The organism is Rodentibacter myodis (assembly GCF_001999305.1).
Taxonomy (GTDB): Bacteria; Pseudomonadota; Gammaproteobacteria; order Enterobacterales; family Pasteurellaceae; genus Rodentibacter; species Rodentibacter myodis.
This window is the reverse complement of sequence record NZ_MLHQ01000016.1, coordinates 1-24,853: the sequence shown is the minus strand read 5'-3', so window position 1 is coordinate 24,853 and position 24,853 is coordinate 1. Positions and strand designations below refer to the sequence as shown.

Annotated in this window: 19 protein-coding genes and 1 pseudogene; 15 read left to right on the top strand and 5 right to left on the bottom strand. The window is 41.9% G+C overall.

From position 1 onward, the window contains the following. The first annotated feature begins 21 nt into the window (after positions 1-21). The 6 genes and pseudogenes from sstT (at position 22) to BKL49_RS07200 (ending at position 5,556) form a co-directional block, all read left to right on the top strand. A pseudogene (gene sstT, locus BKL49_RS07225) lies at positions 22-1,264 on the top strand (serine/threonine transporter SstT). Between the two features lie 56 nt (positions 1,265-1,320). Continuing rightward, entirely contained in the window at positions 1,321-2,769 is a 1,449-nt protein-coding gene (modF, locus tag BKL49_RS07220; RefSeq protein WP_077424001.1) for a molybdate ABC transporter ATP-binding protein ModF, read from the top strand. Between the two features lie 46 nt (positions 2,770-2,815). Further along, complete coding sequence (locus BKL49_RS07215) at positions 2,816-3,730, top strand: SPFH domain-containing protein (protein WP_077423998.1); 915 nt, start codon at positions 2,816-2,818, stop codon at positions 3,728-3,730. Between the two features lie 208 nt (positions 3,731-3,938). Then, complete coding sequence (locus BKL49_RS07210) at positions 3,939-4,394, top strand: NfeD family protein (protein ID WP_077423996.1); 456 nt, start codon at positions 3,939-3,941, stop codon at positions 4,392-4,394. Beyond that, positions 4,391-4,999: an NAD(P)H-dependent oxidoreductase gene (locus BKL49_RS07205; RefSeq protein WP_077423994.1), complete on the top strand. Its 609-nt coding sequence runs from the start codon at positions 4,391-4,393 to the stop codon at positions 4,997-4,999. The genes BKL49_RS07210 and BKL49_RS07205 overlap by 4 nt, the downstream gene beginning before the upstream one ends. Then, positions 4,999-5,556, top strand: a complete 558-nt coding sequence (locus tag BKL49_RS07200; protein ID WP_077423992.1) for a TorD/DmsD family molecular chaperone — start codon at positions 4,999-5,001, stop codon at positions 5,554-5,556. The genes BKL49_RS07205 and BKL49_RS07200 overlap by 1 nt, the downstream gene beginning before the upstream one ends. Positions 5,557-5,596: 40 nt before the next feature. On the opposite strand, the gene BKL49_RS07195 is transcribed toward BKL49_RS07200, so the two are convergent. Beyond that, positions 5,597-6,364 (bottom strand): TOBE domain-containing protein, encoded by a 768-nt coding sequence (locus tag BKL49_RS07195; RefSeq protein ID WP_077423990.1) that lies wholly within the window; start codon positions 6,362-6,364, stop codon positions 5,597-5,599. A gap of 116 nt (positions 6,365-6,480) precedes the next feature. On the opposite strand from BKL49_RS07195, the gene modA reads away from it, so the two are divergent. The 4 genes from modA (at position 6,481) to BKL49_RS07175 (ending at position 11,088) form a co-directional block, all read left to right on the top strand. Next, on the top strand, positions 6,481-7,257 hold the full coding sequence (modA, locus tag BKL49_RS07190; RefSeq protein ID WP_077423988.1) for a molybdate ABC transporter substrate-binding protein: 777 nt from the start codon (positions 6,481-6,483) through the stop codon (positions 7,255-7,257). 616 nt (positions 7,258-7,873) lie between these two features. Next, positions 7,874-8,602: a molybdate ABC transporter permease subunit gene (modB, locus tag BKL49_RS07185; protein WP_077424036.1), complete on the top strand. Its 729-nt coding sequence runs from the start codon at positions 7,874-7,876 to the stop codon at positions 8,600-8,602. Next, complete coding sequence (modC, locus tag BKL49_RS07180) at positions 8,589-9,644, top strand: molybdenum ABC transporter ATP-binding protein ModC (protein ID WP_077423986.1); 1,056 nt, start codon at positions 8,589-8,591, stop codon at positions 9,642-9,644. The genes modB and modC overlap by 14 nt, the downstream gene beginning before the upstream one ends. A 106-nt stretch (positions 9,645-9,750) precedes the next feature. Beyond that, positions 9,751-11,088, top strand: a complete 1,338-nt coding sequence (locus BKL49_RS07175) for an L-cystine transporter (protein ID WP_077423984.1) — start codon at positions 9,751-9,753, stop codon at positions 11,086-11,088. Positions 11,089-11,441: 353 nt separating this feature from the next. On the opposite strand, the gene dnaJ is transcribed toward BKL49_RS07175, so the two are convergent. The 3 genes from dnaJ to dnaK all read right to left on the bottom strand — a co-directional run bounded on the left by dnaJ (position 11,442) and on the right by dnaK (position 14,808). Beyond that, entirely contained in the window at positions 11,442-12,578 is a 1,137-nt protein-coding gene (dnaJ, locus tag BKL49_RS07170) for a molecular chaperone DnaJ (protein WP_077423982.1), read from the bottom strand. 9 nt (positions 12,579-12,587) lie between these two features. Continuing rightward, positions 12,588-12,833 (bottom strand): DUF2798 domain-containing protein, encoded by a 246-nt coding sequence (locus BKL49_RS07165; RefSeq protein ID WP_077423980.1) that lies wholly within the window; start codon positions 12,831-12,833, stop codon positions 12,588-12,590. A 79-nt stretch (positions 12,834-12,912) separates the two neighbouring features. Next, complete coding sequence (gene dnaK / locus BKL49_RS07160) at positions 12,913-14,808, bottom strand: molecular chaperone DnaK (RefSeq protein WP_077423978.1); 1,896 nt, start codon at positions 14,806-14,808, stop codon at positions 12,913-12,915. Between the two features lie 267 nt (positions 14,809-15,075). Between dnaK and BKL49_RS07155 the strand changes: the two genes are divergently transcribed. Continuing rightward, positions 15,076-16,548 carry a YdgA family protein gene (locus tag BKL49_RS07155; RefSeq protein ID WP_077423976.1) on the top strand — a complete coding sequence of 491 codons (1,473 nt, stop codon included), beginning with the start codon at positions 15,076-15,078 and terminating at the stop codon, positions 16,546-16,548. A 138-nt stretch (positions 16,549-16,686) separates the two neighbouring features. Here BKL49_RS07155 and mgsA read toward each other — a convergent pair whose 3' ends face one another. Further along, positions 16,687-17,145: a methylglyoxal synthase gene (gene mgsA, locus BKL49_RS07150; RefSeq protein WP_077423975.1), complete on the bottom strand. Its 459-nt coding sequence runs from the start codon at positions 17,143-17,145 to the stop codon at positions 16,687-16,689. Between the two features lie 309 nt (positions 17,146-17,454). Between mgsA and aceE the strand changes: the two genes are divergently transcribed. The 4 genes from aceE (at position 17,455) to BKL49_RS07130 (ending at position 24,653) form a co-directional block, all read left to right on the top strand. Next, positions 17,455-20,112 (top strand): pyruvate dehydrogenase (acetyl-transferring), homodimeric type, encoded by a 2,658-nt coding sequence (gene aceE / locus BKL49_RS07145; RefSeq protein WP_077423973.1) that lies wholly within the window; start codon positions 17,455-17,457, stop codon positions 20,110-20,112. 69 nt (positions 20,113-20,181) lie between these two features. Then, positions 20,182-22,080 carry a pyruvate dehydrogenase complex dihydrolipoyllysine-residue acetyltransferase gene (gene aceF, locus BKL49_RS07140; protein ID WP_077423971.1) on the top strand — a complete coding sequence of 633 codons (1,899 nt, stop codon included), beginning with the start codon at positions 20,182-20,184 and terminating at the stop codon, positions 22,078-22,080. Between the two features lie 91 nt (positions 22,081-22,171). Continuing rightward, on the top strand, positions 22,172-23,596 hold the full coding sequence (gene lpdA / locus BKL49_RS07135) for a dihydrolipoyl dehydrogenase (protein ID WP_077423969.1): 1,425 nt from the start codon (positions 22,172-22,174) through the stop codon (positions 23,594-23,596). A gap of 499 nt (positions 23,597-24,095) precedes the next feature. Then, positions 24,096-24,653, top strand: coding sequence for an NlpC/P60 family protein (locus BKL49_RS07130; RefSeq protein WP_077424034.1), 558 nt, complete (start codon positions 24,096-24,098; stop codon positions 24,651-24,653). The last annotated feature ends 200 nt before the right edge of the window (positions 24,654-24,853 follow it).

Genomic DNA, 24,853 nt, shown 5'->3' with positions numbered 1-24,853 from the left:
TACTTTTATCTAAATATTATTATGAATGTATCACGTTTATTTCATTTCTTTTTCCAAGGCAATTTGGTTAAACGAATTGCTGTGGGGCTTGTCCTAGGAATCCTTGTTGCGTTGGTAAATAGCAGTATTCAACAGTCTTTGGGGTTTGATCTTGCCTCGGCTGTGGGGGTATTGGGACAAATTTTTGTAAAAGCCTTACGTGCGGTTGCACCAATCTTAATTTTCTTTCTTGTTATGGCAGCTTTGGCAAATAAAAAAGTTGGCTCAAAAAGCAATATGAAAGAAATTGTTGTGCTTTATCTGTTAGGCACGTTTTTAGCGGCGGTTGCTGCCGTGGTGGCAAGTATGCTTTTCCCTTCCGAAGTGGCATTGTCCGTAAAAGAAGATGCCAGTTCTGCTCCGCAATCCGTCAGTCAAGTTTTATTAACCTTAGTGCTTAATGTGGTGGATAACCCATTAAATGCGATTTTTAAAGCAAACTTCATCGGGGTGTTGGCGTGGTCTATTGGTTTAGGCGTGGCATTGCGTTATGCTTCCGAATCGACCAAACAGGTTGTTGCAGATTTTGCCGAAGCCATTTCAAAAATTGTTCACGTCATCATTTCTTTTGCTCCGTTTGGCGTTTGGTTTAGTGGCAGAAACCTTATCTGACAAGGGATTAGTTGCTTTAGGGGGATATGTTCAATTATTGTCCGTATTAGTGGGAACAATGCTCTTTACGGCATTCGTATTGAACCCTATTTTGGTGTATTGGAAAATCCGCAAAAATCCTTATCCGTTAGTATGGACTTGCGTACGCGAAAGTGGTGTTACTGCATTCTTCACGCGTAGTTCGGCGGCAAATATTCCGGTCAATATCGGTTTGGCAAAACGCTTGAATCTTGATGAAGAAACCTATTCCGTGGCGATTCCACTTGGTGCGAATATCAATATGGCGGGTGCGGCAATCACTATTACCATTTTGACTTTAGCGGCAGTGCATACTTTAGGCGTTGAAGTATCTTTTGTAAGCGCGGTCTTGCTAAGTGTTGTGGCAGCCCTTTGTGCTTGTGGGGCATCGGGTGTTGCCGGCGGTTCATTACTCTTGATTCCATTAGCTTGTAGCTTATTTGGCGTATCCGATGATGTTGCGGCACAAATGATTGGTGTGGGCTTTATTATCGGTATCTTGCAAGATTCTACCGAAACCGCATTGAATTCATCTACCGATGTTTTATTCACCGCAGCGGTATGTATGGAAGAAGAACGTAAAAACAACGCATAATTCAACATTTAAAAAGGCGGGTACATCCCGCCTTTTGTTTTTTAGGAAAAGAGAATATGGGACTTTTGATTCGCAACGCGAGCTTTAAACTCCATAAAAATCATCACTTAAATTTACCGCACTTTACTATTAAACCTCATCAATATTGGGTGATCGTTGGTGGAAATGGAAGTGGCAAAACGGCATTTTCTCTTGCTTTGCAAAATAAATTGCCTTTAGAAGCGGGAGAATATTGCCGGCAATTTAAACAAATTTATGCGTTATCTTTTGAAAAACAACGCAAGATGATGGAAGCCATTTTAAAAGATCTCAATAATGACGATACAGATCCGCAATTTTTCGGTAAAACGGCACGGGAGATTATTTTAAGTGGTGGCGATAATCTTAAACATTGTGAAGAAATTGCCCATAGGCTTGGTATTCGGGATTTGTTAGATCGCTTTTTTATTAAACTTTCAACGGGCGAATCCCGTAAAGTTTTATTGGCACAAGCCTTGCTAAATAAGCCGGATTTATTGATTCTTGATGAACCTTTTGAAGGGCTTGATCAGCAATCGGTGAAAGATTGGAGGGCATTATTGGGGGAATTAACATCAACTTGCGCAATCGTACTTATTGTCAATCGTTTGTCTGATATTCCCGAACAGGCGACACATTTAGCGATGTTGGAGAATGGCGGGTTAATTTTGCAGGGAAGACGAGAGGAAATTGAAACACAAACTGTTTATCAACAGTTGGTTTATGCGGAAAAAGCCATTAATGTTGCCTTGCCGGAAGCGATTTCAACCTTGCAAAAACTGCCTCAAAATCAACCGCACTTTGAATTAAAAAATGTGGTGGTGAAATACGGTGAGAATATTATCTTAAATCATCTCAATTGGACGGTGAATGCCAAGCAAAATTGGTGGATTAAAGGGCCGAATGGGGCAGGAAAATCAACGTTACTTTCGTTAATTACCGGCGATCATCCACAGGCTTTTTCTAATCACGTCAAGATTTTTGGTAAACAGCGTGGTTCCGGCGAAACCATTTGGGAGATTAAGCAAAAAATCGGCTATGTCAGCAGCCAACTCCACTTAGATTATCGTGTGAATTGTGCCGTTTTAGATGTCATCATTTCAGGTTTTTTCGATAGTATTGGTGTCTATCAAAAAGTACCGGATAGCATTCGCTTAAAAGCGATGCAGTGGTTGGAACGTTTGAATTTAACGGCATTGGCGAAAACACCCTTTCAATCGCTTTCTTGGGGGCAACAACGGTTATTATTAATTGCAAGAGCAATGGTCAAACATCCACCGGTCTTAATTTTAGATGAACCTTTTCAGGGGCTTGACGGACTTAATCGCAAGTTAGTCAAACATTTTATTGAACAACTGGTTAATAATAGTGAAACCCAACTTTTATTTGTTTCCCATCAGGATTCGGATGCGCCAAATTGTATTACGCATCTTTTTGAATTTGTGAAAGAAAAGGCACAATATTCCTATATACAGCGTGCGGTTTAATTTGCTAGACTTTCGCCGCTTAATCTAACTTAAAAGAGGAAATAATATGGACGGTTTATCAATGGCTACTTTAGTCTTTCTGGTGCTTGTCGTGGCAATCCTATTCTCAACGGTTAAAACCGTGCCGCAGGGCTACAACTGGACGATTGAACGTTTTGGCCGCTACACCCGTACATTAATGCCGGGGTTGAATTTGGTTGTGCCTTTTGTGGATCGTGTAGGTCGCAAAATCAATATGATGGAACAAGTATTGGATATTCCTTCGCAAGAGGTCATTTCTAAAGATAACGCTAATGTATCTATTGACGCAGTGTGTTTTGTACAAGTGATTGATGCACGCAGTGCGGCGTATGAGGTAAACCACCTTGAACAAGCCATTATCAATCTTACGATGACCAATATCCGTACTGTATTAGGTTCAATGGAATTAGATGAAATGTTATCGCAGCGTGATTCGATTAATGGCCGCTTACTCGCCATTGTTGATGAAGCAACCAATCCTTGGGGAATTAAAGTTACCCGCATTGAAATTCGTGATGTTCGCCCACCACGTGAATTAATTGATTCAATGAACGCACAAATGAAAGCGGAACGTAACAAACGGGCGGAAGTGCTAGAAGCGGAAGGGATTCGTCAGGCAGAAATTTTACGTGCCGAAGGGGAAAAACAAGCACGCATTTTGAAAGCGGAAGGGGAGCGTCAAGAAGCCTTTTTACAAGCAGAAGCACGCGAACGTGCGGCTGAAGCGGAGGCGAAAGCCACCCAAATGGTTTCTGAAGCCATTGCAAGTGGTGATACGAAAGCGATTAATTACTTCATTGCACAAAAATATACAGAAGCCTTAAAAGAAATTGGCGGATCGCAAAATAGTAAAGTGGTGCTTATGCCATTAGAAGCGGGGAATCTAATTGGTTCGGTGGCAGGTATTGCGGAATTATTGAAAGGCGATAAAAAATTGTAAGGCAATGCTTTAAAGTGCGGTCAAAAGTTACGGTATTTTATATAGCGGTTGCACAATAAAGGGCTATTTGGAAAAAGTGGGGATGACACGCTTGGTATCCCTACCGTTTACATTATTTCCCTTTTATGCGTTTTCTACATAATGCCAAAATTTATTGAATTTTATGACCGCACTTTTCTATTGGGGAAATTTTTACGGAGACAACAATATGGCGGAATGGTTAACAACGTGGACATTATGGCATTGGTTGGTGTTGGGGTTTGTGTTGCTTATTGCCGAAGTCATTATACCGGGCGTATTTCTGCTTTGGTGGGGCTTGGCGGCACTTATCACCGCTCTACTTCAATTTCTTTTCCCGAATTTATCCCTTGCCGAACTGGCGATTTTCTATGCCTTACTAGCCTGTATTCTCTCGGTGCTTTGGTGGAAATATCAGCATACTAAAGACAATCGGGATCAATCGCATAGCACATTAAATCAGCGTGATCACGCAATGTTGAATAAACAGGGAATCGTTGTAGAAATTGCCGCAAATGGCATTGGGCGCGGGGCTTTTGGCGACACCACTTGGCGTATTCAAGGGGAACATCTGGCAGCGAATGATTTGATCAAAGTCGTTCGTGTAGACGGTATAACACTTATTGTAGAAAAGGTAACAAAATGAATCATCTTATTATTTTTGCCCATCCGAATTCTAAAGGCAGTTTTGGACGGGCGATTGCCGATCGTGTGGCAAAAGCGAGCCAAACCCTTGGGGTAAGCACACAATTTCGCGATCTTTATACATTAGATTTTAATCCGATCATTTCTTTTGAAGAATTGCAAGCGGCAAACCAAGGCATTATTCCCGAAGAAGTCAAATATGAACATCAACTTATTCGCCAAGCGGATTTGATCACTTTGGTTTATCCCCTTTGGTGGATGGGCTTTCCCGCTATTTTGAAGGGGTATTTGGATCGCGTATTAAGCCACGGTTTTGCGTATAAAACGGAAAATGGTGAATCCGTGGGCTTGCTTCAAGGCAAACAAATGCAACAGTTCATCACACTTGGTAGCAATGTGGACAAATATAAAGAATTTGGCGTGGATAAGTCCTTGGATCATTGTTTAATCAACGGCTTATTTAATTATTGCGGTATTTTGAATGTGGACTATGAACTCTTCGGGGATATTCATCTGATTGATGACGAAGCCCGCCGAAAAATGATTGATTTGGCGGAACAAAAAACACGGGAAAAACTGACCGCACTTTTAAATGGAAAGATGTAATGAACACAGAAAAACAATTTAATAATTTCTCTTTAATCAGCCGATTATTTGGTAATTTATTTTATCGCGCCCCGACGGATGACGTCCTTGCCGGTGTATTTGCTTGGTTGCAACAAAAAGGCTTATCGCAAGTTTGGGCATTGGATACCGATAAAGAAAGTTTGGCGGCATTGGACAATCTTCAACTAAAAATTGATTTATCACTACTCGATCAAGAATATCAAAAGCTCTTTGCTAAGGACGGTAGCGTTGCCACCGCTATCTCGGCTTATGGTATGAAGGTGGAAGATTTTATTGCTTTCCGTCAAGCAAGGGGAATGCCCGAAGTGGAAAGTGCGGATCATTTTGCCTTACTTTTGCTCACAGCGTCTTGGTTGGAAGATAATGTGGATTCCATTTCTGCCCAACAAACCTTATTTGAGGCATTTTTATTACCCTGTGCCGCAAAATTTTTAACACAGGTAGAAACCTACGCCACATTGCCGTTTTACCGCTCACTTGCTTATTTAACCCGAGAGATCTTGGCCGCAATGGCGGATGAATTGGAAGAAAATTGATGAAAAAGGCTTGTTCAAAAACAAGCCTTCTTTTTTCTGATTACCTTAAGGTCGCCAAAATAATCTGCGCCTGATCAATATGTACCCAAACCGATTGCCCGACTTGGTAAGTGTTTGATGGGGTCACAGTGGCACAAAATTCAATATCGGTATGACCAAATTGTAAAATCCCTTCTTCTTCGTTGAGGGATTTTATTGTCACCGGAAACTGATTCTCCTGATTTTCTAAGGGGTGTTCGGTGATTTTCACCCAAGGGGCTTTAAACATTAACATCACTTCTTTTTCCGTCATCAGCTTTAACCGCTCCGCACTTTTGGTGGTGATAGAAACTTGGAAAGGCGAGGGCAATTCTGCCACATCAACATCCACAATATATCGGGAATGAATCATCCGTTGGCGGGCCACTTTGCCGAAGAATTGATTACGTGCGCTACTTTGTAAGGAAAAACGGGCGGTCGCACTCAGTAAGCTATCAAGGGGAATCGATTCATCTTGTAAAATTCGGAAAGCGTGATCTTGGGTACTTTCCAATAAATCATAAAGTTGAAGTAAACGTTTGGCATAATTTGTCAATGTCGTGCCGCCGCCGTTTTTTCCACCGATATTGCGTTCCAACAACGGACGGGGACTGATTTTATTCATTGCTTCAAGGTGATCCCACGCACTTTTATAACTGACATTGGCATTTTTTGCCGCCTGATTAATTGAGCCACATTGCTGAATTTCTTTGAGTAAACGAACACGTTTCGGATCAATAAACAGTGTTTGTTGAAGTTTGATTGTTAATAAAATTTCAGTATTTTTCATTGCCATTCCCTATCATCGTGAGGGGATATTTTACTTGAAAATGAGATTTTCTGTGTGTTAATTTAAAATTTCACTATATAATGAAGTAAATAACGAATAATCATAGGAGATGATTTATGAAAAAAACAACCGCCGTTTCAACCGCACTTTCCTCTTTATTTTTCACTGCTGCACTGAGTTTTTCGGTAAATGCTTCGGCAAAAGTAACCGTGTTTGCCGCCGCCTCAATGACAGATGCATTGCAGCAAGTCGCCGCAGATTATGCAAAACAAAATCCTCAAAATGAAATTGTGTTTTCTTTTGCTTCCTCTTCAACTTTAGCAAAACAGGTGGAAGAAGGTGCGCCTGCCGATATTTTTGTTTCCGCAAGCAATAAATGGATGAAATATCTTTCTGAAAAAGACTTAACCGTAAAAGACACGGAAAGACCACTTGCCGGCAATGCATTAGTGTTAATTGCACCGATAAAAAGTGCGGTCGATTCTGTGAAAATTTCTCAAGGAGAGTGGATTAATGCCTTAACAGATAGCTATTTATCTGTGGGTGATCCGGCACACGTACCCGCAGGGCAGTATGCGGAAGAAGCCTTAACGAAGTTAAATTTGTGGGATAAAGTGAAAGACCGTTTGGCACGGGCAAAAGATGTGCGCGGTGCATTGGCATTGGTTGAACGTGCCGAAGCACCTTACGGCATTGTATATAGCACCGATGCCAAAGTAAGTAAAAAGGTGAAAACCGTGGGGGTATTCCCTGCTGAAAGCCACAAAGCGGTGGTGTATCCGATGGCGATTTTAAAAGATCACGATAATGCCGATTCGCGTGATTTCTTTAAATATCTTGAGTCTGATTCCGCCCAAAAAGTGTTGGTAAATTATGGTTTTTCGGTGAAGTAAATTATGGTTTATGTTGATCTATTCCCCTTTCCTCCTCTCTCTTTGACGATTAAGAGGATATTTTAATGGGTAAGAAAGTGCGGTCAAAATTGGGAATATTTTTGGCATTATATAGCCATTACACAATAGAAAAAGTAGATACCATAAGAATAATCTTCGCTCCTTCCGTTTACAGAGGGAGCCGGGCGTAGCCCTGAGGGAGGGAGCAACGCAGTTGCAAAAACAACCGTACTTTTCCCTCCCTCCGCCTTCGGCACCTCCCTCCGCAAGCGGAGAGAGGGAAGATAAATTTGGTATTTTTAAATATTTCACGTTATAAACAAAAGGAAAGGATATTTTGCTGTGTTTTGTTATAACCACACAAAAATCAAATAACGTGTTCGTAGAGACGCCACGCTGGCGTTATTAATGTTAACTTATTGAAATCAATTAACTTTTTAATAAAAGCGCGAAGCATCGTATCCTTACTGATTGCATTATTTTCGCTTTGTGCATTTGCTATAACGGCGAATATTCTCGGTTTATGTTATAAATGCACGTTATTCAAATAATGAGACCGATAGGAATGTTATCGGTACTAACATTTAACCCATTTCAAAATAAAAAGGATTTCCCTTTGCTCTCTCAAATTTTTTCTTTTTTCAATCTTAACCCATTAGAAATTGAGGCTATCCGCCTTAGTTTAAGCGTGGCATTTAGTGCAATGGCGTGGAGTTTGCCTTTTGCCGTGTTCACCGCTTGGTTATTGGCACGCAAAAATTTCTACGGTAAATCATTCGTCACAGGGATTATTCATCTGCCTTTAGTTCTTCCGCCTGTTGTTATCGGGTATTTACTCTTAGTGGCAATGGGTCGAAATGGTTTTATCGGCAAATATTTGTATCAATGGTTCGGCTTATCTTTTGCTTTTAGTTGGAAAGGGGCGGTACTGGCTTCGGCAGTGGTGGCATTTCCTTTGGTAGTGCGTGCTATTCGGCTTTCTTTAGAAAGCATTGATATTAAATTGGAACAAGCCGCGCAAACCTTGGGAGCTTCTGCTTGGCGTGCCTTTTTCACCATCACATTGCCCCTTTCATTACCGGGTGTATTAGCCGGATTGGTGCTTGGATTTGCCCGATCTTTAGGGGAATTTGGAGCAACCATTACTTTTGTATCCAACATTGCCGGTGAAACACAGACAATTCCCCTTGCGATGTATTCTTTTATCCAAACACCGGGGGCAGAATCGCAAACCGCCCGATTGTGCCTGTTTGCGATAATCCTTTCATTGATTTCCTTGCTTGCTTCTGAATGGTTAAGTAAGCGAATGCAGAAAAAATTGGGGCAGGGCAATGTTGCACATTAATGTAAAAAAACAACTGGGACAACTTGCTCTGCAAGTAAATCTACAAATTCCCGCGCAGGGTGTCACGGCGATTTTTGGTTTATCGGGTTCAGGCAAAACCTCCTTAATTAATTTAGTGAGTGGTTTAACACTGCCCGATGAAGGATTTATTTGTTTAAATGACCGCACTTTAGTGGAGACAAACAAGCCAAAAAATATACCGACTCATCAGCGAAAAATTGGCTATGTCTTTCAAGATGCCCGCTTGTTTCCCCATTATACGGTGAAAGGAAATTTACGTTATGGCGCAAAGCATATTGATCAAGCGGATTTTGATTATATTGTGGATTTATTGGGGATTCGGCATTTACTCAAACGTTATCCCATCACGCTCTCCGGCGGTGAAAAACAACGTGTTGCCATAGGGCGTGCGTTGCTCACCGATCCCGATATTTTGTTAATGGATGAACCGCTTTCCGCCTTAGATTTGCCGCGTAAAAGGGAGCTAATGCAGTACTTAGAACGCCTTTCTCACGAAATCAATATTCCGATTTTGTATGTCACCCACAGTTTGGATGAACTTCTTCGCTTGGCTGATCGGGTGGTATTAATGGAAAACGGTTTAGTGAAAGCCTACGATACACTGGAAAATATTTGGAACAGTCCGATTTTTGTACCGTGGAAAGGGGAAAGCGAGCAAAGTGCTGTCTTGGCGTTGCCGGTTTATTTGCATAATCCACCTTATAAAATGACCGCACTTTCTTTAGGTGAACAAACCCTATGGATTAATCAAGTACAGGGGCAAGTGGGCGATAATGTGCGGGTGTGTATTTATAGCTCGGATGTATCAATCGCCCTACAAAAGCCGACACAAACCAGTGTTCGTAATATCTTATACGGACAAATTGTGCAGGTTGAATTATGCGATCATCGGGTGGATGTCGCCGTGTTGGTGGAAGGCTATAAAATTTGGGCAAGCATCAGCAGATGGGCACAAAATGAATTGCGTTTTTCTGTGGGAATGACGGTTTATGTACAAATTAAAGCGGTATCGGTGGTTTAAATCTATATAGTATTTGGTTATAAGCTATCACAAAAAATAATTAGATTTTTTATGATGAAATTTATCTAATACCGCTATTCAATGATTTTATGAAGGAAAAACGGAAATGCTCTTTCTCACATTCATTATTTTTGCCCTAATTCTTGTGTTGCTTGGTTATCTTTATCAAAAAACGCAAAAGCTCGGACAAACGGTATTTATTGGCTTAGTGCTGGGTTTAGGCGTTGGCGCTTTGTTGCAAAATATTGGTGATGAAGACACCATAAAAACCGCCTTAGATTGGATTAACCTTGTGGGCGGCGGCTATGTGCGTTTATTACAAATGATTGTAATGCCGTTGGTTTTTGTCTCCATTTTATCGGCAATTACCCGCTTAAATGAGGCGCGTTCTTTAGGCAAAATTAGCTTCAGTGTGCTTTCGGTATTGCTTATTACCACAGCGATTGCTGCATTTATCGGTATTATGATGGTGCAAGTATTTGGTTTAACGGCGGAAGGATTAGTGGCGGGCGAGCGTGAACTTGCAGCCCAAACCAAAGTATTGGGACGTGCGGATCAAATTAACACATTAAGTATTCCTGCGATGTTGCTTTCTTTTATTCCGAAAAATCCTTTTGCGGAATTAACCGGTGCCAATCCGACTTCAATTATTAGCGTGGTGATTTTCTCTGCCTTTTTAGGCGTGGCAGCATTGAGTTTACGCAAAGAAAATCAAGCATTAGGCGATCGCATTGCGCAAGATGTGGAAACGTTGAATAAATTGGTGGCACGCTTGGTTCGTTTTGTTATTCGCTTAACGCCTTATGGGGTTTTTGCCTTAATGATTAAGGTGGGGGCAACCTCAAAATGGGCGGATATTTTAAATTTAGGAAGCTTTATCGTTGCCTCTTATCTCGCCATTTTCCTAATGTTTATCGTACACGGCGTATTGCTTTTCTTGTCCGGCATTAATCCAATTCAATATTTCAAAAACGTAATGCCGACTTTAGCCTTTGCTTTTAGCTCCCGTTCCAGTGCGGCAACAATTCCGCTTAATATTGAAACGCAAACGGATAAACTCGGTAACAATCCGGCAATTGCCAATTTCTCTGCCACCTTTGGAGCAACAATCGGACAAAACGGCTGTGCGGGAATTTATCCGGCAATGCCGGCAATGCTCGCCGTAATGATTGCCCCTACAGTGGGAATCGATCCCTTTAGTGTGAGCTATATTGCCACCTTGGTTTTAGTGGTCGCTATTTCTTCTTTTGGCATTGCAGGCGTAGGCGGTGGGGCAACCTTTGCGGCTATTGTGGTACTCTCCACCTTAGGGTTACCATTGGAATTAGTGGGATTATTGATTTCTATCGAGCCATTAATCGATATGGGACGTACCGCTTTAAATGTGAACGGCGCAATAACGGCAGGCACATTAAGCAGTAAATGGTTGAAGTTGAAAGACTAAGATAACAACGTAAAAAAAATAATACGTTTTGTCGGATCGACATCAGTAGCCCATAATATAATCCATTGAAATTATTTCAAATGTTAATACGAAAACAAGGTGTTACATTCCCGGTCATCACCTTGTTTTTATTTTGCATTTTATGCAGAAAAAACATCCCTAATTTTGACCGCACTTTTCTTCCTTATATCACTTAAAGTACAGTATTTTGTCGCAAACACACAAAGAGGAAATAAGGTGATAGAGGAGGACGCCATGTTGGCGTCCTTATGTTAGGTAATTGAAATTCTTTGGTGTTAGATAAGGACACGAACTATCGCATCCCTACTCTTTCTGAGGAATCCTTCTAAGAACTATTTCTCGGATTTACCCAAGTTATCAAAGAATTTCTTCACACCGTCTAAAAAGCCGGAAGATTTTGGACTATGTTTACTGAGTCCTTTTCCTTGTAGGCTTTCCTCAAGTTTTTTCAGTAATTCTTTTTGCTCGCTATTTAAATTGACCGGTGTTTCCACCACAATACGACAAATTAAGTCGCCGGTATAGCCGGTTCGGGTCGTGCTGACACCTTTACCCCGCATGCGGAATAATTTTCCGGTTTGGGTTTCTGCAGGAATTTTGAGTTTTACTCTGCCGTCTAAGGTTGGTATTTCAATTTCGCCACCTAATGCAGCGGTGGCAAAACTAATCGGCACTTCACAATAAAGATTATTGCCGTCCCGTTCAAAAATATGGTGATCTTTTACGTGAATCACAACATATAAATCACCTGCCGGCGCGCCGTTTTCGCCTGCGGCACCTTTACCTGCCAAACGAAGTTGGTTGCCGGTATCCACCCCTGCCGGAATTTTAACGGAAAGGCTTTCTTTTTTATGAACCCGCCCTTCACCGTGGCATTTTTTACAAGGATTATTGATTTTCTTGCCCGTGCCGTGACAAGTTGGACACACGGTTTCGGATACAAAGAACCCTTGTTGGCGGCGAACACGTCCCGCGCCGTGGCAGGTTGGACAGGTTTCTACTTTAGAACCTTTTTCCGCACCCGAACCCTCACAGTGATCGCAATGAGCCAAGGTATTAATCTGAATATCTTTGGTTGTACCTTTTACGGCTTCTTCTAGGGTGATTTCAATGTCGTAGCGTAGATCTTCACCGCGAACAACGCGTTGACGCGAACGACCGCCGCCACCGAAAATATCACCAAACATATCGCCAAAGATATCACCGAAATCAGCACCGCCGAACCCGCCACCAAAGCCGCCTTGTTCAAATGCTGCGTGACCATATTGATCGTAGGCAGCACGTTTTTCTTTATCGCTTAGGATTTCATAGGCTTGTTGAATTTCTTTAAATTTTTCTTCTTTTTCTTTATCCCCTTGCGTGCGGTCAGGGTGATATTTCATCGCGAGCTTTTTATATGCCCGTTTAATTTCTTTTTCATCAGCACCTTTTGAGATACCGAGAAGTTCGTAGTAATCTTGTTTTGCCATAACTAATACTTACTTATCTACAAATTTTATTTTAAATATCTTTACTGCAAGTTTTACTGCATATTTTGGAATTACAAATGCTGAAGGTAGTGCAACAAGAAAAGCGGTTGCCCAATTATGTAACCAAGTCTCTATAAAACCGTCAAAAAAACCTTTCATTATCCACATCATTACAAAAGACATAAAGCCTGACATAGATAATACTGCAAAAGGAGTAAGAACGCATCTTTCCCATTTTTTATTAATTAAAATCATTATTTTCCTTATACACTAAAAGGGCGTTACCGCCCTTTAGTTAAAAGTGCGACTAAAATGACCGCACTTTCTAGAAAGATTATTTATCTTTCACTTCTTCAAACTCTGCATCAACAACATCATCATTTGATTTGCTGTTGCTTTGAGCTTGTTGTTCGCCTTGTGGTTGCGCCGTTTGGGCGAGTTTTTGCGCTGCTTCTGCAAGGGCTTGGATTTTCGCTTCGATTGCCGCTTTATCTTCGCCTTTCGCCGCTGTTTCCAAATCGCTTAACGCACTTTCAATCACACCACGATCTGCAGCAGGTACTTTATCCCCGGCTTCTTCTAGTTGTTTGCGGGTGCTGTGTACAAGGTGATCCGCTTGGTTACGGGCTTGTACTAATTCTTCAAATTTACGGTCTGCTTCGGCGTTGGCTTCCGCATCACGCACCATTTGTTGAATTTCATCATCACTTAAACCGGAAGAGGCTTTAATGGTGATTTGTTGTTCTTTACCGGTGCCTTTATCTTTCGCAGAAACGTGGATAATACCGTCTGCGTCAATATCAAAGGTGACTTCAATTTGTGGCATACCGCGTGGTGCAGGGTTAATCCCTTCAAGGTTGAATTGACCTAAGGATTTATTCGCTGAGGCTTGTTTACGTTCACCTTGTAACACGTGGATGGTTACCGCGCTTTGGTTATCTTCCGCTGTTGAGAACACTTGTGATTTTTTGGTTGGAATCGTGGTGTTTTTCTCAATTAAGGTGGTCATCACGCCGCCCATCGTTTCGATACCAAGTGATAATGGGGTAACGTCTAATAACAATACGTCTTTCACATCACCGGCTAACACACCGCCTTGTACTGCCGCACCGATTGCCACCGCTTCATCAGGGTTTACGTCTTTACGTGGTGCTTTGCCAAAGAATTTTTCTACTTCTTGTTGAACAAGCGGCATACGGGTTTGACCGCCCACTAAAATCACGTCATCCACTTCAGACGCACTTAAACCGGCATCTTTTAATGCAATGCGAACCGGCTCAAGGGATTTCGCCACTAAATCTTCAACTAAAGATTCTAATTTCGCACGGGTTAATTTAATGTTTAAGTGTTTTGGCCCTGTTGCATCTGCGGTGATGTAAGGAAGATTTACATCGGTTTGTTGTGAAGACGAAAGCTCAATTTTGGCTTTTTCTGCCGCTTCTTTTAAACGTTGCATTGCAAGTGGGTCATTACGTAAATCAACGCCCTGTTCTTTTTTGAATTCATCCACTAAGTAGTTGATGACGCGGGTATCGAAGTCTTCACCACCTAAGTGGGTATCCCCGTTGGTTGCCAATACTTCAAAGGTTTTTTCACCGCCCACTTCATCAATTTCGATAATGGATAAGTCGAAGGTACCGCCCCCTAAGTCATATACGGCGATGGTTTTGTTGCCCTGACCTTTATCCAAACCATAAGCCAATGCTGCTGCGGTTGGTTCGTTGATGATACGTTTTACTTCTAATCCTGCGATACGGCCTGCATCTTTTGTAGCTTGACGTTGCGCATCGTTGAAGTATGCCGGCACGGTAATCACGGCTTCGGTTACCGGTTCACCTAAGAAATCTTCTGCGGTTTTTTTCATTTTTTTCAATACTTCGGCAGAGATTTGTGGTGGGGCAAGTTTGTCGCCTTTCACATTTACCCAAGCATCGCCATTGTCTGCACGGGCAATTTCAAATGGCATAATGTCGATGTCGCGTTTTACTTCTTCATCTTCAAAGCGGCGACCGATTAAACGTTTGATTGCAAATAATGTATTTTTCGGATTGGTGACCGCTTGGCGTTTTGCCGGTTGACCGACCAATGTTTCGTTGTCATTTGTATAAGCAATGATTGACGGCGTTGTACGATCGCCCTCGGCGTTTTCAATGACGCGAGGTTTGTCACCGTCCATTACAGCCACACAAGAGTTGGTTGTACCTAAGTCAATACCAATAATTTTTCCCATTTTGTACTCCTAAGTAAAATTTTGAAATTCAGTGTAATTTGTTACGGGTTGTAAGATGTGGATATTCTTTCGCATTTCAAGAGAAAATTTTAAAAATTTATTTTCTGACTAAAAGTGCGGTCATTTCCGTTCTTGTTTTGCAAAATAAGAACGAACCGACAAACTTCAAGGGGAAGATTGTAAAATTTTTGATAAAGACTGGTGAAATCGGAAAAGTGCGGTAGAATCAGCGGCAATTTTTTCTCAATATAGTCAAAAGGATAATTTATGAAAAAATCAAAAGTGGCAATCGGTGTGATTGCGGTGCTTGGTATTGCTTGGGTGGGCGGCGCGTGGTTTACCGGTCAAACGGCGGAAACGGAATATAAACGCCAAATTGAACGTGCGAATCAACAATTTCAGTCTTTGAAAGCCTCGAATTCTTTTAATGTGGTATTTAAAAATAAACAATTTGAACGGGGTTGGTTTCGCTCTCAAGTGGAAGATGAACTGGTGATTTCTCTCCCACAAACCCAACAGCAATGGACGATTCCCCTTTCCACCACGCTTTACCACGGGCCGTTCCCCCTTAATCAATTGGCAAAATTAAATTTAATGCCGGCGATGTTTGCGGCTGAGGGGTTCATCGCCAAAAATGAAAGTACGCAACCGTTATTTGATTTGATGAAATCCGATAAGCCGATTCAATACCGTGCTTCAACAGGCTACGGTTTAAGCACAAAAGGCAGTCTTTCTTTTGCAGCCGGTGAATGGCGTGATCAAGAAAACGATCAAAATAAATTGCTTTGGTCCGGTGTGAAGATGAATTTTAATGTCAATCAAGATCTTTCCGGTCATTATGATTTTGCCGCTGAAGATGTAACAGCTTTATTTGATTGGGAAAAAGAGATTGATGAAACGCCGTTTAAATCCCTAAAAGTACAATGGAAAGGCATTAAGTTTAACAGTGATTTTGCCCCGACTAAATGGACGTATATTTATACCGGAAAAGGAGGATATTCTGTTGATGCGCTTGAAATGACACGCTTGGATCGTGAAGATCAAACGGCTTCTTTTATTAAAAAAGGCTTGAAAAGCACTGCAGAAGTGAACCTTGAAAGCGATTTTGTTAACCTTAAAAGCACAAGTTCAATCGACTCGGTAATGAGTGATCATCAAGATTTAGGAAAAGTGACTTATAACCTTGAACTTAATCATTTTGAAGGAAATGCGGTGAATGCCTTTATTGAAACCTTAATGAGCATTTTTAACGAGGCGAAAGGCGATAATGCAAATGCAGTGGCGGGTCAGCTTTTACAAAATTGGGTGCTACAACACGGATTGGAGATTTTGAATAATCAACCACAGGTAAAATTAAACCCAATGTCCATTTCTGACGAACAGGGGAAATTGTCACTGGATTTAAATGTTGCCCTTGCCCCAAATCCAACATTCAAGCGGGGCAATCTTTATAAGCAATTTAAGGATTTCTCTTTGAATATTTGGTTGGATAAAGCCACCGCGGAAAATATTCTGGCGAAATTACCACCACGGGAAGATCGTGCGGCGATTAAAGCACAAATTGAGGAATTTGCCCTTGAAGGTGAAAAAAATGGTTTTGCCGTAAATAGTGAAAAATCGGTGAGCGTAAAACTTATGCTTGAAAATGGTGAATTAAAACTGAATGGCAAAGTCATACCGGAAGAACAGGCACAAGGTATTATTTTTATGCTATTAATGGGGGCAGTGATGCCACGCTAACTGAGTTTTAACTTTAAATTGACAAGTTGACCGCACCAAAAGTGCGGTCAAAATTTGGGGTGTTTTCAGTATTATGTCGCAAACACATAAAGAGAAAATAATGTGATCGAGAGAGACGCCACGCGGCGTTCCAACCTTTTATCCCAAACGTTCTTTTAAATACCCTTCATAATCAGGAATTTCAATTTCTACATTTTGTTCAAATAATGCGGAAGTCAGCAAAAAATCGGCAGAAGCTTGGTTGATAGCAACGGGGATATTCCACACGGTGGCAATACGCATTAGGGCTTTCACATCGGGATCGTGCGGCGCGGCATTCATCGGATCCCAAAAGAAAATCATCATATCAATTTTCTTTTCGGCAATCAGCCCGCCGAGTTGTTGATCGCCGCCCATTGGGCCGCTTAACAAAGGTTGAATGGTTAAACCGGTTTCACGTGCCAGTAAATGTCCGGTTGTGCCGGTGGCATAAAGTTGATGAGGCGTAAGGGCAATTTTATGCTTTTGTGTCCATTGAATGAGGTTTTTCTTGCAACTGTCGTGTGCAACCAGTGCAATGCATTTATGTTGAGCGAGGATTCGTGTGGTGGTGTTCATTGATTGTCCTTTATGTAAATGATAGTGTGCAGACTTTAGAGTAATCCTAATATGGATGCAATATTTTAGTTATACCTTTCATCATTGAATAAAAATATGTTGAAAAATGACCGCACTTTTATCTCAATTTCATCAAAATAAAAGCCGAGAAAAAGGCGGTTTGATGAAAATTCACTATCTTTATTTCAAAAAATCTTCTAAAATTTGCAGTATTTGTTAAATGTTTGTGAAATTAACGCAAGCATTTCCCATCTTCGTGTTTGGTGTTGAGCCAAGCTAATTTTCACTAATAACAGATAAGGAAAACCTATGTCTGAGATTTTAAAAAATGATGTTGATCCAATCGAAACGCAAGATTGGTTACAATCGTTAGATTCTTTGATTCGTGAAGAAGGCGTTGAGCGTGCGCAGTATATTATTGGGCAGGTAATCGGTCAGGCGCGTGCCGGTGGTGTTTCATTGCCAACAGGTGTAACCACAGATTATGTGAACACGATTCCTGTTTCCGAGCAGCCGGCTTATCCGGGTGATCACGCTATTGAACGCCGTATCCGTTCAGCTGTTCGTTGGAATGCGATTGCGATGGTTTTGCGTAGTCAGAAGAAAGATCTGGATTTAGGTGGTCATATTTCAACTTTCCAATCTGCCGCAACGATGTATGAAGTGTGCTATAACCACTTCTTCAAAGCCGCAACCGAGAAAAACGGCGGCGATTTAATTTTCTTCCAAGGTCACGCGGCACCGGGTATGTATGCACGTGCTTATGTGGAAGGCCGTTTAACGGAAGAACAGTTAGATAATTTCCGTCAAGAAGCCTTCGTAGATGGCTTATCTTCTTATCCTCACCCTAAATTAATGCCTGAATTTTGGCAATTCTCTACCGTTTCAATGGGTTTAGGTCCGGTGAATGCGATCTACCAAGCCCGTTTCTTAAAATATTTAGATAACCGTGGTTTGAAAGATACCAAAGATCAAAAAGTGTATGCTTTCCTTGGTGACGGTGAAATGGATGAAATTGAATCGAAAGGTGCGTTAACCTTTGCCGCCCGTGAAGGATTAGATAACTTAATTTTCACCGTAAGCTGTAACCTCCAACGTTTGGATGGGCCGGTAAACGGTAACGGTAAAATCGTTCAAGAATTAGAAGGTTTATTCACCGGTGCCGGTTGGGAAGTGATTAAAGTCTTATGGGGTAGCAACTGGGATAAATTATTCGCAAAAGATACTTCCGGTAAATTAGCACAGTTAATGATGGAAGTCGTGGATGGTGATTACCTCACGTTCAAAGCGAAAGACGGTGCGTATATTCGTGAACACTTCTTCGGTCGTTACCCTGAAACGGCAGCATTGGTTGCAGATATGACCGATGATGAAATTTGGGCATTACGCCGTGGTGCGCACGATTCCGAAAAACTTTATGCCGCTTATGCCAAAGCACAAAAAGCAACCAAACCGGTTGTGATTTTGGCGCAACAGGTTAAAGGCTATAAAATTCCTGAAGCGGAAAGTAAAAACACCGCACACCAATCCAAAAAAATGTCTTATGAAAGCCTTAAAGGTTTCCGTGATTACTTTGAATTACCATTAACGGACGAACAAGTTGAGAACCTTGAATACATTAAATTCCCTGAAGGTTCTGAAGAATACAACTACCTACACGGTCATCGTAAAGCGTTAAACGGTTATGTGCCTGCCCGCCGTTCTAAATTTGATGTGGAATACAAAGTGCCTGCATTGGAAGAATTCCAAGCATTACTTGAAGAACAACCGCGTGGCATTTCAACCACAATGGCATTTACCCGTGTATTAAATACTTTATTAAAAAATAAAGATATTGGTAAAACCATTGTGCCAATTATTGCCGATGAAGCCCGTACTTTCGGTATGGAAGGGTTATTCCGTCAAGTAGGTATTTATAACCCTTACGGACAAAACTATGTGCCTTCGGATCGTGATTTAGTGGCTTACTATCGTGAAGCGAAAGACGGTCAAGTATTGCAAGAAGGGATTAATGAATTAGGTGCAACGGCTTCTTGGTTGGCGGCAGCAAATTCCTATTCCGTCAATAACCAACCGATGATTCCGTTCTTCATCTATTACTCAATGTTTGGTTTCCAACGTGTGGGCGATATGATGTGGGCGGCAGGTGACCAACTTGCACGTGGTTTTATGATTGGGGGGACTTCCGGTCGTACAACCTTAAATGGTGAAGGTTTACAACACGAAGACGGTCACAGCCATATTCAAGCGGGCGTGATTCCTAACTGTGTGACTTACGATCCGTCATTTGCCTTTGAAGTGGCGGTGATTATGCAAGACGGTATCCGCCGTATGTACGGTGAAAAACAGGAAGATGTGTTCTACTATATGACCACGTTGAACGAAGTAATGGATCAGCCTGCAATGCCGAAAGGGACAGAAGAAGGTATCCGTAAAGGGTTATATAAATTTGAAACCGTTGAAGGTAAAGGCAAAGGTCGCGTTCAATTATTAGGTTCAGGTGCCATTATGCGTCACGTTCGTGAAGCGGCACAAATCCTTGCTAATGACTATGGTATTACATCCGATGTATTCTCTGCACCGTCATTTAATGAATTAGCACGTGAAGGTCACGATGTGGCACGTTGGAACTTATTGCACCCAACAGAAAAACAACGCGTTCCTTACGTTGCACAAGTCTTAGCCGATTTACCGACTGTTGCTTCAACCGACTATATCAAATCTTATGCGGATCAAATCCGTGCATTTGTACCGACTAAACATTATCACGTGTTAGGTACGGATGGTTTTGGCCGTTCAGACAGCCGTGCAAACTTACGCGAACATTTTGAAGTAGATGCCCGCTATGTCGTGGTTGCCGCCCTTTCGCAATTAGCTAAAGAAGGCACAGTAACCAATCAAGTGGTGGCGGATGCTATTGCGAAATTCGGTTTGAATGTTGATCGTATCAATCCGCTTTATGCGTAATTGATAGAAAATAGCGGTCAAAAACACGTGTAAATTTGACCGCACTTTATGTTTCTGAAGGAATAAAAAATGTCAAAACAAATTCAAATTCCAGATATCGGTAGTGATGAAGTTACCGTAACTGAAGTGATGGTGAAAGTTGGCGATACCGTTTCGGTGGATCAAAGCATCATCAATGTAGAGGGCGATAAAGCCTCGATGGAAGTCCCTGCACCGGAAGCGGGTGTAGTGAAAGAAGTATTGGTGAAAGTGGGTGACAAAGTTACCACCGGCACACCAATGTTAGTCTTGGATTCTGCGGAAGCAGCCGCACCGGCTCAAGCGGAAGTACAAGCTGCTCCTGCAGCGACTGCACCGGCTGCCGCAAGCATTGTGGAAGTGAACGTACCGGATATTGGTTCTGACGAAGTCAACGTCACCGAAATTATGGTGAAAGTAGGTGATGCCGTTGAAGTGGATCAATCCATCATCAACGTTGAAGGCGATAAGGCTTCTATGGAAGTGCCAGCACCTATCGCCGGCGTGGTGAAAGAAATTTTAATTAACGTGGGTGATAAAGTTTCTACCGGCAAATTAATTATGAAATTTGAAGTAGCGGGTGCCTCACCGGCAGCCTCTGCACCGGCACAAGAAAGCGCACCTGCGGCAGCGCCAAGTGTTGCGGCAATTAAAGATGTGAATGTACCTGATATCGGTGGCGATGAAGTCAATGTTACTGAAATTATGGTGGCAGTGGGCGATACCGTCTCGGAAGAACAATCTTTAATTACCGTTGAAGGTGACAAAGCCTCAATGGAAGTACCGGCACCATTTGCAGGCGTGGTAAAAGAAATTTTAGTGAAATCCGGCGATAAAGTATCAACCGGTTCATTAATTATGCGTTTTGAAGTGGCAAGTGCCGCCCCGGCTGCTCCGGTAACACAAACCGCCGCACCGGCACCAAAAGCCGAATCCGCTCCAACCGCTCAAGCCTCACAAAGCGGTAATGTTTCAGGATTAAGTCAAGAACAAGTGGTAGCAAGTGCAGGCTATGCCCACGCAACGCCGGTAATTCGCCGTTTAGCGCGTGAGTTCGGCGTGAACTTGGACAAAGTAAAAGGAACGGGACGTAAAGGCCGTATCGTTAAAGAAGATATTGAAGCCTACGTGAAAACCGCCGTGAAAGCATACGAAAGCGGTGCAACGGCTGCTGCCGCAGGCAATGGCGTGGCAAATGGCGCAGGTTTAGGCTTATTACCGTGGCCGAAAGTCGATTTCAGCAAATTTGGTGAAGTGGAAGAAGTTGAATTAAGCCGTATCAACAAAATTTCCGGTGCGAATTTACATCGTAACTGGGTGATGATTCCACACGTAACCCATTTTGATAAAGCGGATATCACCGATTTAGAAGCTTTCCGTAAAGAACAAAATGCTCTTGCGGAAAAACAAAAACTTGGCGTGAAGATCACCCCTGTTGTGTTTATTATGAAAGCGGTAGCAAAAGCATTAGAAGCGTTCCCACGTTTCAACAGCTCCCTTTCTGAAGATGCGCAACGTTTAATCTTGAAAAAATACATCAACATCGGCGTGGCAGTGGATACACCAAACGGCTTAGTTGTACCGGTATTCAAAAACGTGAACAAAAAAGGCATTATCGAACTTTCCCGTGAATTAATGGAAGTATCGAAAAAAGCGCGTGAAGGTAAATTAACCGCCTCAGATATGCAAGGTGGCTGTTTCACCATTTCAAGTATTGGTGGTTTGGGTACAACGCACTTCGCACCAATTGTCAATGCACCTGAAGTGGCAATTTTAGGCGTGTCCAAATCGGCAATGGAACCGGTATGGAACGGTAAAGAATTTGCACCTCGCTTAATTCTTCCGATTTCATTGTCCTTCGATCACCGTGTGATTGACGGTGCAGATGGCGCACGCTTTATCAGCTACATTGGTTCTGTATTGGCAGATTTACGCCGTTTAATTATGTAATCATCACGCCTCTCAACTGAGGGGCGTTTTTCAATTTCTCGTGATCGCTTAAAAGAGCGGTCAATAATTTCAACGTTTTTACGAGGTAAAAATGAGTAAAGAAATTAAAACCCAAGTTGTTGTACTTGGTGCAGGCCCTGCGGGCTATTCTGCTGCATTCCGTTGTGCGGATTTAGGCTTAGAAACCGTGCTTGTTGAACGTTATTCAACCCTTGGCGGGGTGTGTTTAAACGTGGGTTGTATCCCGTCTAAAGCATTATTGCACGTTGCAAAAGTGATTGAAGAAGCAAAACACGCAGAAAAAAATGGTATCTATTTTAGCGATCCTAAAATTGATTTAGACCAAGTGCGTGCCGGTAAAGATGCCGTGGTGGCGAAATTAACCGGCGGACTTGCCGGTATGGCAAAACAACGTAAAGTTACCGTAGTGGAAGGCTTGGCGACTTTTACCGATCCTAATACTTTGGTAGCACGTGATCGTGACGGCAACCCAACAACGGTTAAATTTGACAATGCAATTATCGCGGCAGGTTCCCGCCCAATTGAATTGCCATTTATTCCACACGAAGATCCACGTATTTGGAACTCTACCGATGCACTTAAATTAAAAGAAGTTCCGAAAAAATTGCTTATTATGGGCGGCGGTATCATCGGTTTAGAAATGGGAACGGTTTACCACGCGCTGGGTTCAGAGATCGAAGTGGTAGAAATGTTCGACCAAGTGATTCCGGCTGCAGATAAAGACATCGTTGCCATTTACACCAAACAAATTGAGAAAAAATTCAAATTAATGCTTGAAACCAAAGTGACCGCGGTGGAAGCAAAAGATGACGGCATTTACGTTTCAATGGAAGGTAAAGCCTGCAACGACACCAAACGTTATGATGCAGTGCTAGTGGCGATTGGTCGTGTACCAAACGGTAAATTAATTGATGCAGGCAAAGCAGGCGTAGAAGTGGATGAGCGTGGCTTTATTCGTGTGGATAAACAAATGCGTACCAATGTACCGCATATTTTCGCTATCGGTGATATTGTTGGTCAACCAATGTTGGCACACAAAGGTGTACACGAAGGCCACGTTGCAGCAGAAGTGATTGCCGGACAAAAACATTACTTTGATCCAAAAGTGATTCCATCTATTGCTTATACCGAGCCGGAAGTAGCGTGGGTGGGTAAAACCGAAAAAGAATGTAAGCAAGAAGGCTTAAACTACGAAGTGGCAAAATTCCCTTGGGCGGCTTCCGGTCGTGCGATTGCTTCCGAATGTTCGGAAGGGATGACGAAGTTAATCTTCGATAAAGACACACATCGTATTCTTGGTGGTGCAATTGTTGGGGCAAACGGTGGTGAATTGTTAGGGGAAATTGGGCTTGCAATTGAAATGGGTTGCGATGCGGAAGATATTGCTTTAACCATTCACGCTCACCCGACTTTACACGAATCAGTCGGTTTAGCCGCAGAAGTGTTTGAAGGTTCGGTAACCGATCTTCCAAATGCGAAAGCAAAGAAAAAATAATGAAATAAACTAATCGAAAGGCAATCTCTTGGATTGCCTTTTTCTTTAGGTTAGTTATGTAAAATTTACAGGATTATGCTGAAGTTACATTAACATCAAGCTTAATGTCTCTTGTATCATAAATAAACCCTACAATGTATTAATTCCAGAGTTAAAAGGAAGAATAGAGCAGTGGTGTTCCTACAAACCATATTATCTTCGCTCCCTCCGTTTACGGAGGGAGCTGGGCGTAGTCCTGAGGGAGGGATTGCAACGAAGTTGCAAAAATTTACTTAAAAATAACCATACAAATCCTAAATAACGTGATTGGTAGGGGGGATGCTCGCGCCCTTATTCAAAAAACAAGCATACCAACCGATCATAGTATTTATCTTTGTGTATTGATTACATCATACCGAAAATTTACATTCTTACGCTAAATTTGGGCTGGCAATAATCTTTATTTTTGATAAACTTAGTCGGTTTTTATTTTTATCATTTTTTATTTTCAATTTTTGATATGTTGAAGCGAATTTTAATACTGATTGGATTAGCGATACTCACCACCGCTTGTTCAAGTGGCACAAAATATTATCAATACGCCCAAAATGGCAGAATTTCAGAAAGCGATGATGCGGCATTTACCGGATTTATTAGTCAATTAGAAAAAGGCGAACGCGGTATTCAGCATAAAAGAACAAACCGTCCACGTTCAGGGCTGATTGGTGATAAAGCATTGAGTGGCGTTTATAGTGAATGGGTTGGCACACGTTATCGTATGGGTGGCACAACAAAACGTGGTATTGATTGTTCGGCGTTTATGCAAACGGCATTTTGGTCGGCTTATGGTATTGAATTACCCCGTTCTACCGCAGAACAGCGTCATTTAGGACATAAAATTAGTAAGAGTGAATTACAAAAAGGAGATTTGGTGTTTTTCCGTGGAAATAACCACGTTGGCGTTTATATTGGAAATAATCAATTTATGCACGCCAGTTCAAGCCAAGGGGTAACGATTAGTTCGCTAGATGAAAGCTACTGGGCAAGAACCTATACACAATCCCGCCGTATTATGTAAAAGTGCGGTCATTTTTGACAAAGTTTTTGTTGTTATGTCGTAAATTTTCAAAGCAAAATAATGCTTTTTTATGTTGATATCATTAGTTTTTCTTGAGAAGTAAATTAATTAGAACTGCTTGTTTTTTAAGTATTTAATAAAATAAAAACTTTTCTTTTTAGAATAGGAGGCTCATACTGATGAACAGAACAGAACAGAAC

What these genes read in the sequence shown, in the direction of transcription:
- lpdA (WP_077423969.1), top strand. Translation starts at nt 22,172, where the DNA reads ATGAGTAAAGAAATTAAAACCCAAGTTGTTGTACTTGGTGCAGGCCCT.
- BKL49_RS07165 (WP_077423980.1), bottom strand. Translation starts at nt 12,833, where the DNA reads ATGATTTTAATTAATAAAAAATGGGAAAGATGCGTTCTTACTCCTTTT.
- aceF (WP_077423971.1), top strand. Translation starts at nt 20,182, where the DNA reads ATGTCAAAACAAATTCAAATTCCAGATATCGGTAGTGATGAAGTTACC.
- modF (WP_077424001.1), top strand. Translation starts at nt 1,321, where the DNA reads ATGGGACTTTTGATTCGCAACGCGAGCTTTAAACTCCATAAAAATCAT.
- BKL49_RS07215 (WP_077423998.1), top strand. Translation starts at nt 2,816, where the DNA reads ATGGACGGTTTATCAATGGCTACTTTAGTCTTTCTGGTGCTTGTCGTG.
- mgsA (WP_077423975.1), bottom strand. Translation starts at nt 17,145, where the DNA reads ATGAACACCACCACACGAATCCTCGCTCAACATAAATGCATTGCACTG.
- BKL49_RS07200 (WP_077423992.1), top strand. Translation starts at nt 4,999, where the DNA reads ATGAACACAGAAAAACAATTTAATAATTTCTCTTTAATCAGCCGATTA.
- modA (WP_077423988.1), top strand. Translation starts at nt 6,481, where the DNA reads ATGAAAAAAACAACCGCCGTTTCAACCGCACTTTCCTCTTTATTTTTC.
- modC (WP_077423986.1), top strand. Translation starts at nt 8,589, where the DNA reads ATGTTGCACATTAATGTAAAAAAACAACTGGGACAACTTGCTCTGCAA.
- dnaK (WP_077423978.1), bottom strand. Translation starts at nt 14,808, where the DNA reads ATGGGAAAAATTATTGGTATTGACTTAGGTACAACCAACTCTTGTGTG.
- BKL49_RS07155 (WP_077423976.1), top strand. Translation starts at nt 15,076, where the DNA reads ATGAAAAAATCAAAAGTGGCAATCGGTGTGATTGCGGTGCTTGGTATT.
- BKL49_RS07210 (WP_077423996.1), top strand. Translation starts at nt 3,939, where the DNA reads ATGGCGGAATGGTTAACAACGTGGACATTATGGCATTGGTTGGTGTTG.
- BKL49_RS07195 (WP_077423990.1), bottom strand. Translation starts at nt 6,364, where the DNA reads ATGAAAAATACTGAAATTTTATTAACAATCAAACTTCAACAAACACTG.
- aceE (WP_077423973.1), top strand. Translation starts at nt 17,455, where the DNA reads ATGTCTGAGATTTTAAAAAATGATGTTGATCCAATCGAAACGCAAGAT.
- BKL49_RS07130 (WP_077424034.1), top strand. Translation starts at nt 24,096, where the DNA reads ATGTTGAAGCGAATTTTAATACTGATTGGATTAGCGATACTCACCACC.
- dnaJ (WP_077423982.1), bottom strand. Translation starts at nt 12,578, where the DNA reads ATGGCAAAACAAGATTACTACGAACTTCTCGGTATCTCAAAAGGTGCT.
- BKL49_RS07205 (WP_077423994.1), top strand. Translation starts at nt 4,391, where the DNA reads ATGAATCATCTTATTATTTTTGCCCATCCGAATTCTAAAGGCAGTTTT.
- BKL49_RS07175 (WP_077423984.1), top strand. Translation starts at nt 9,751, where the DNA reads ATGCTCTTTCTCACATTCATTATTTTTGCCCTAATTCTTGTGTTGCTT.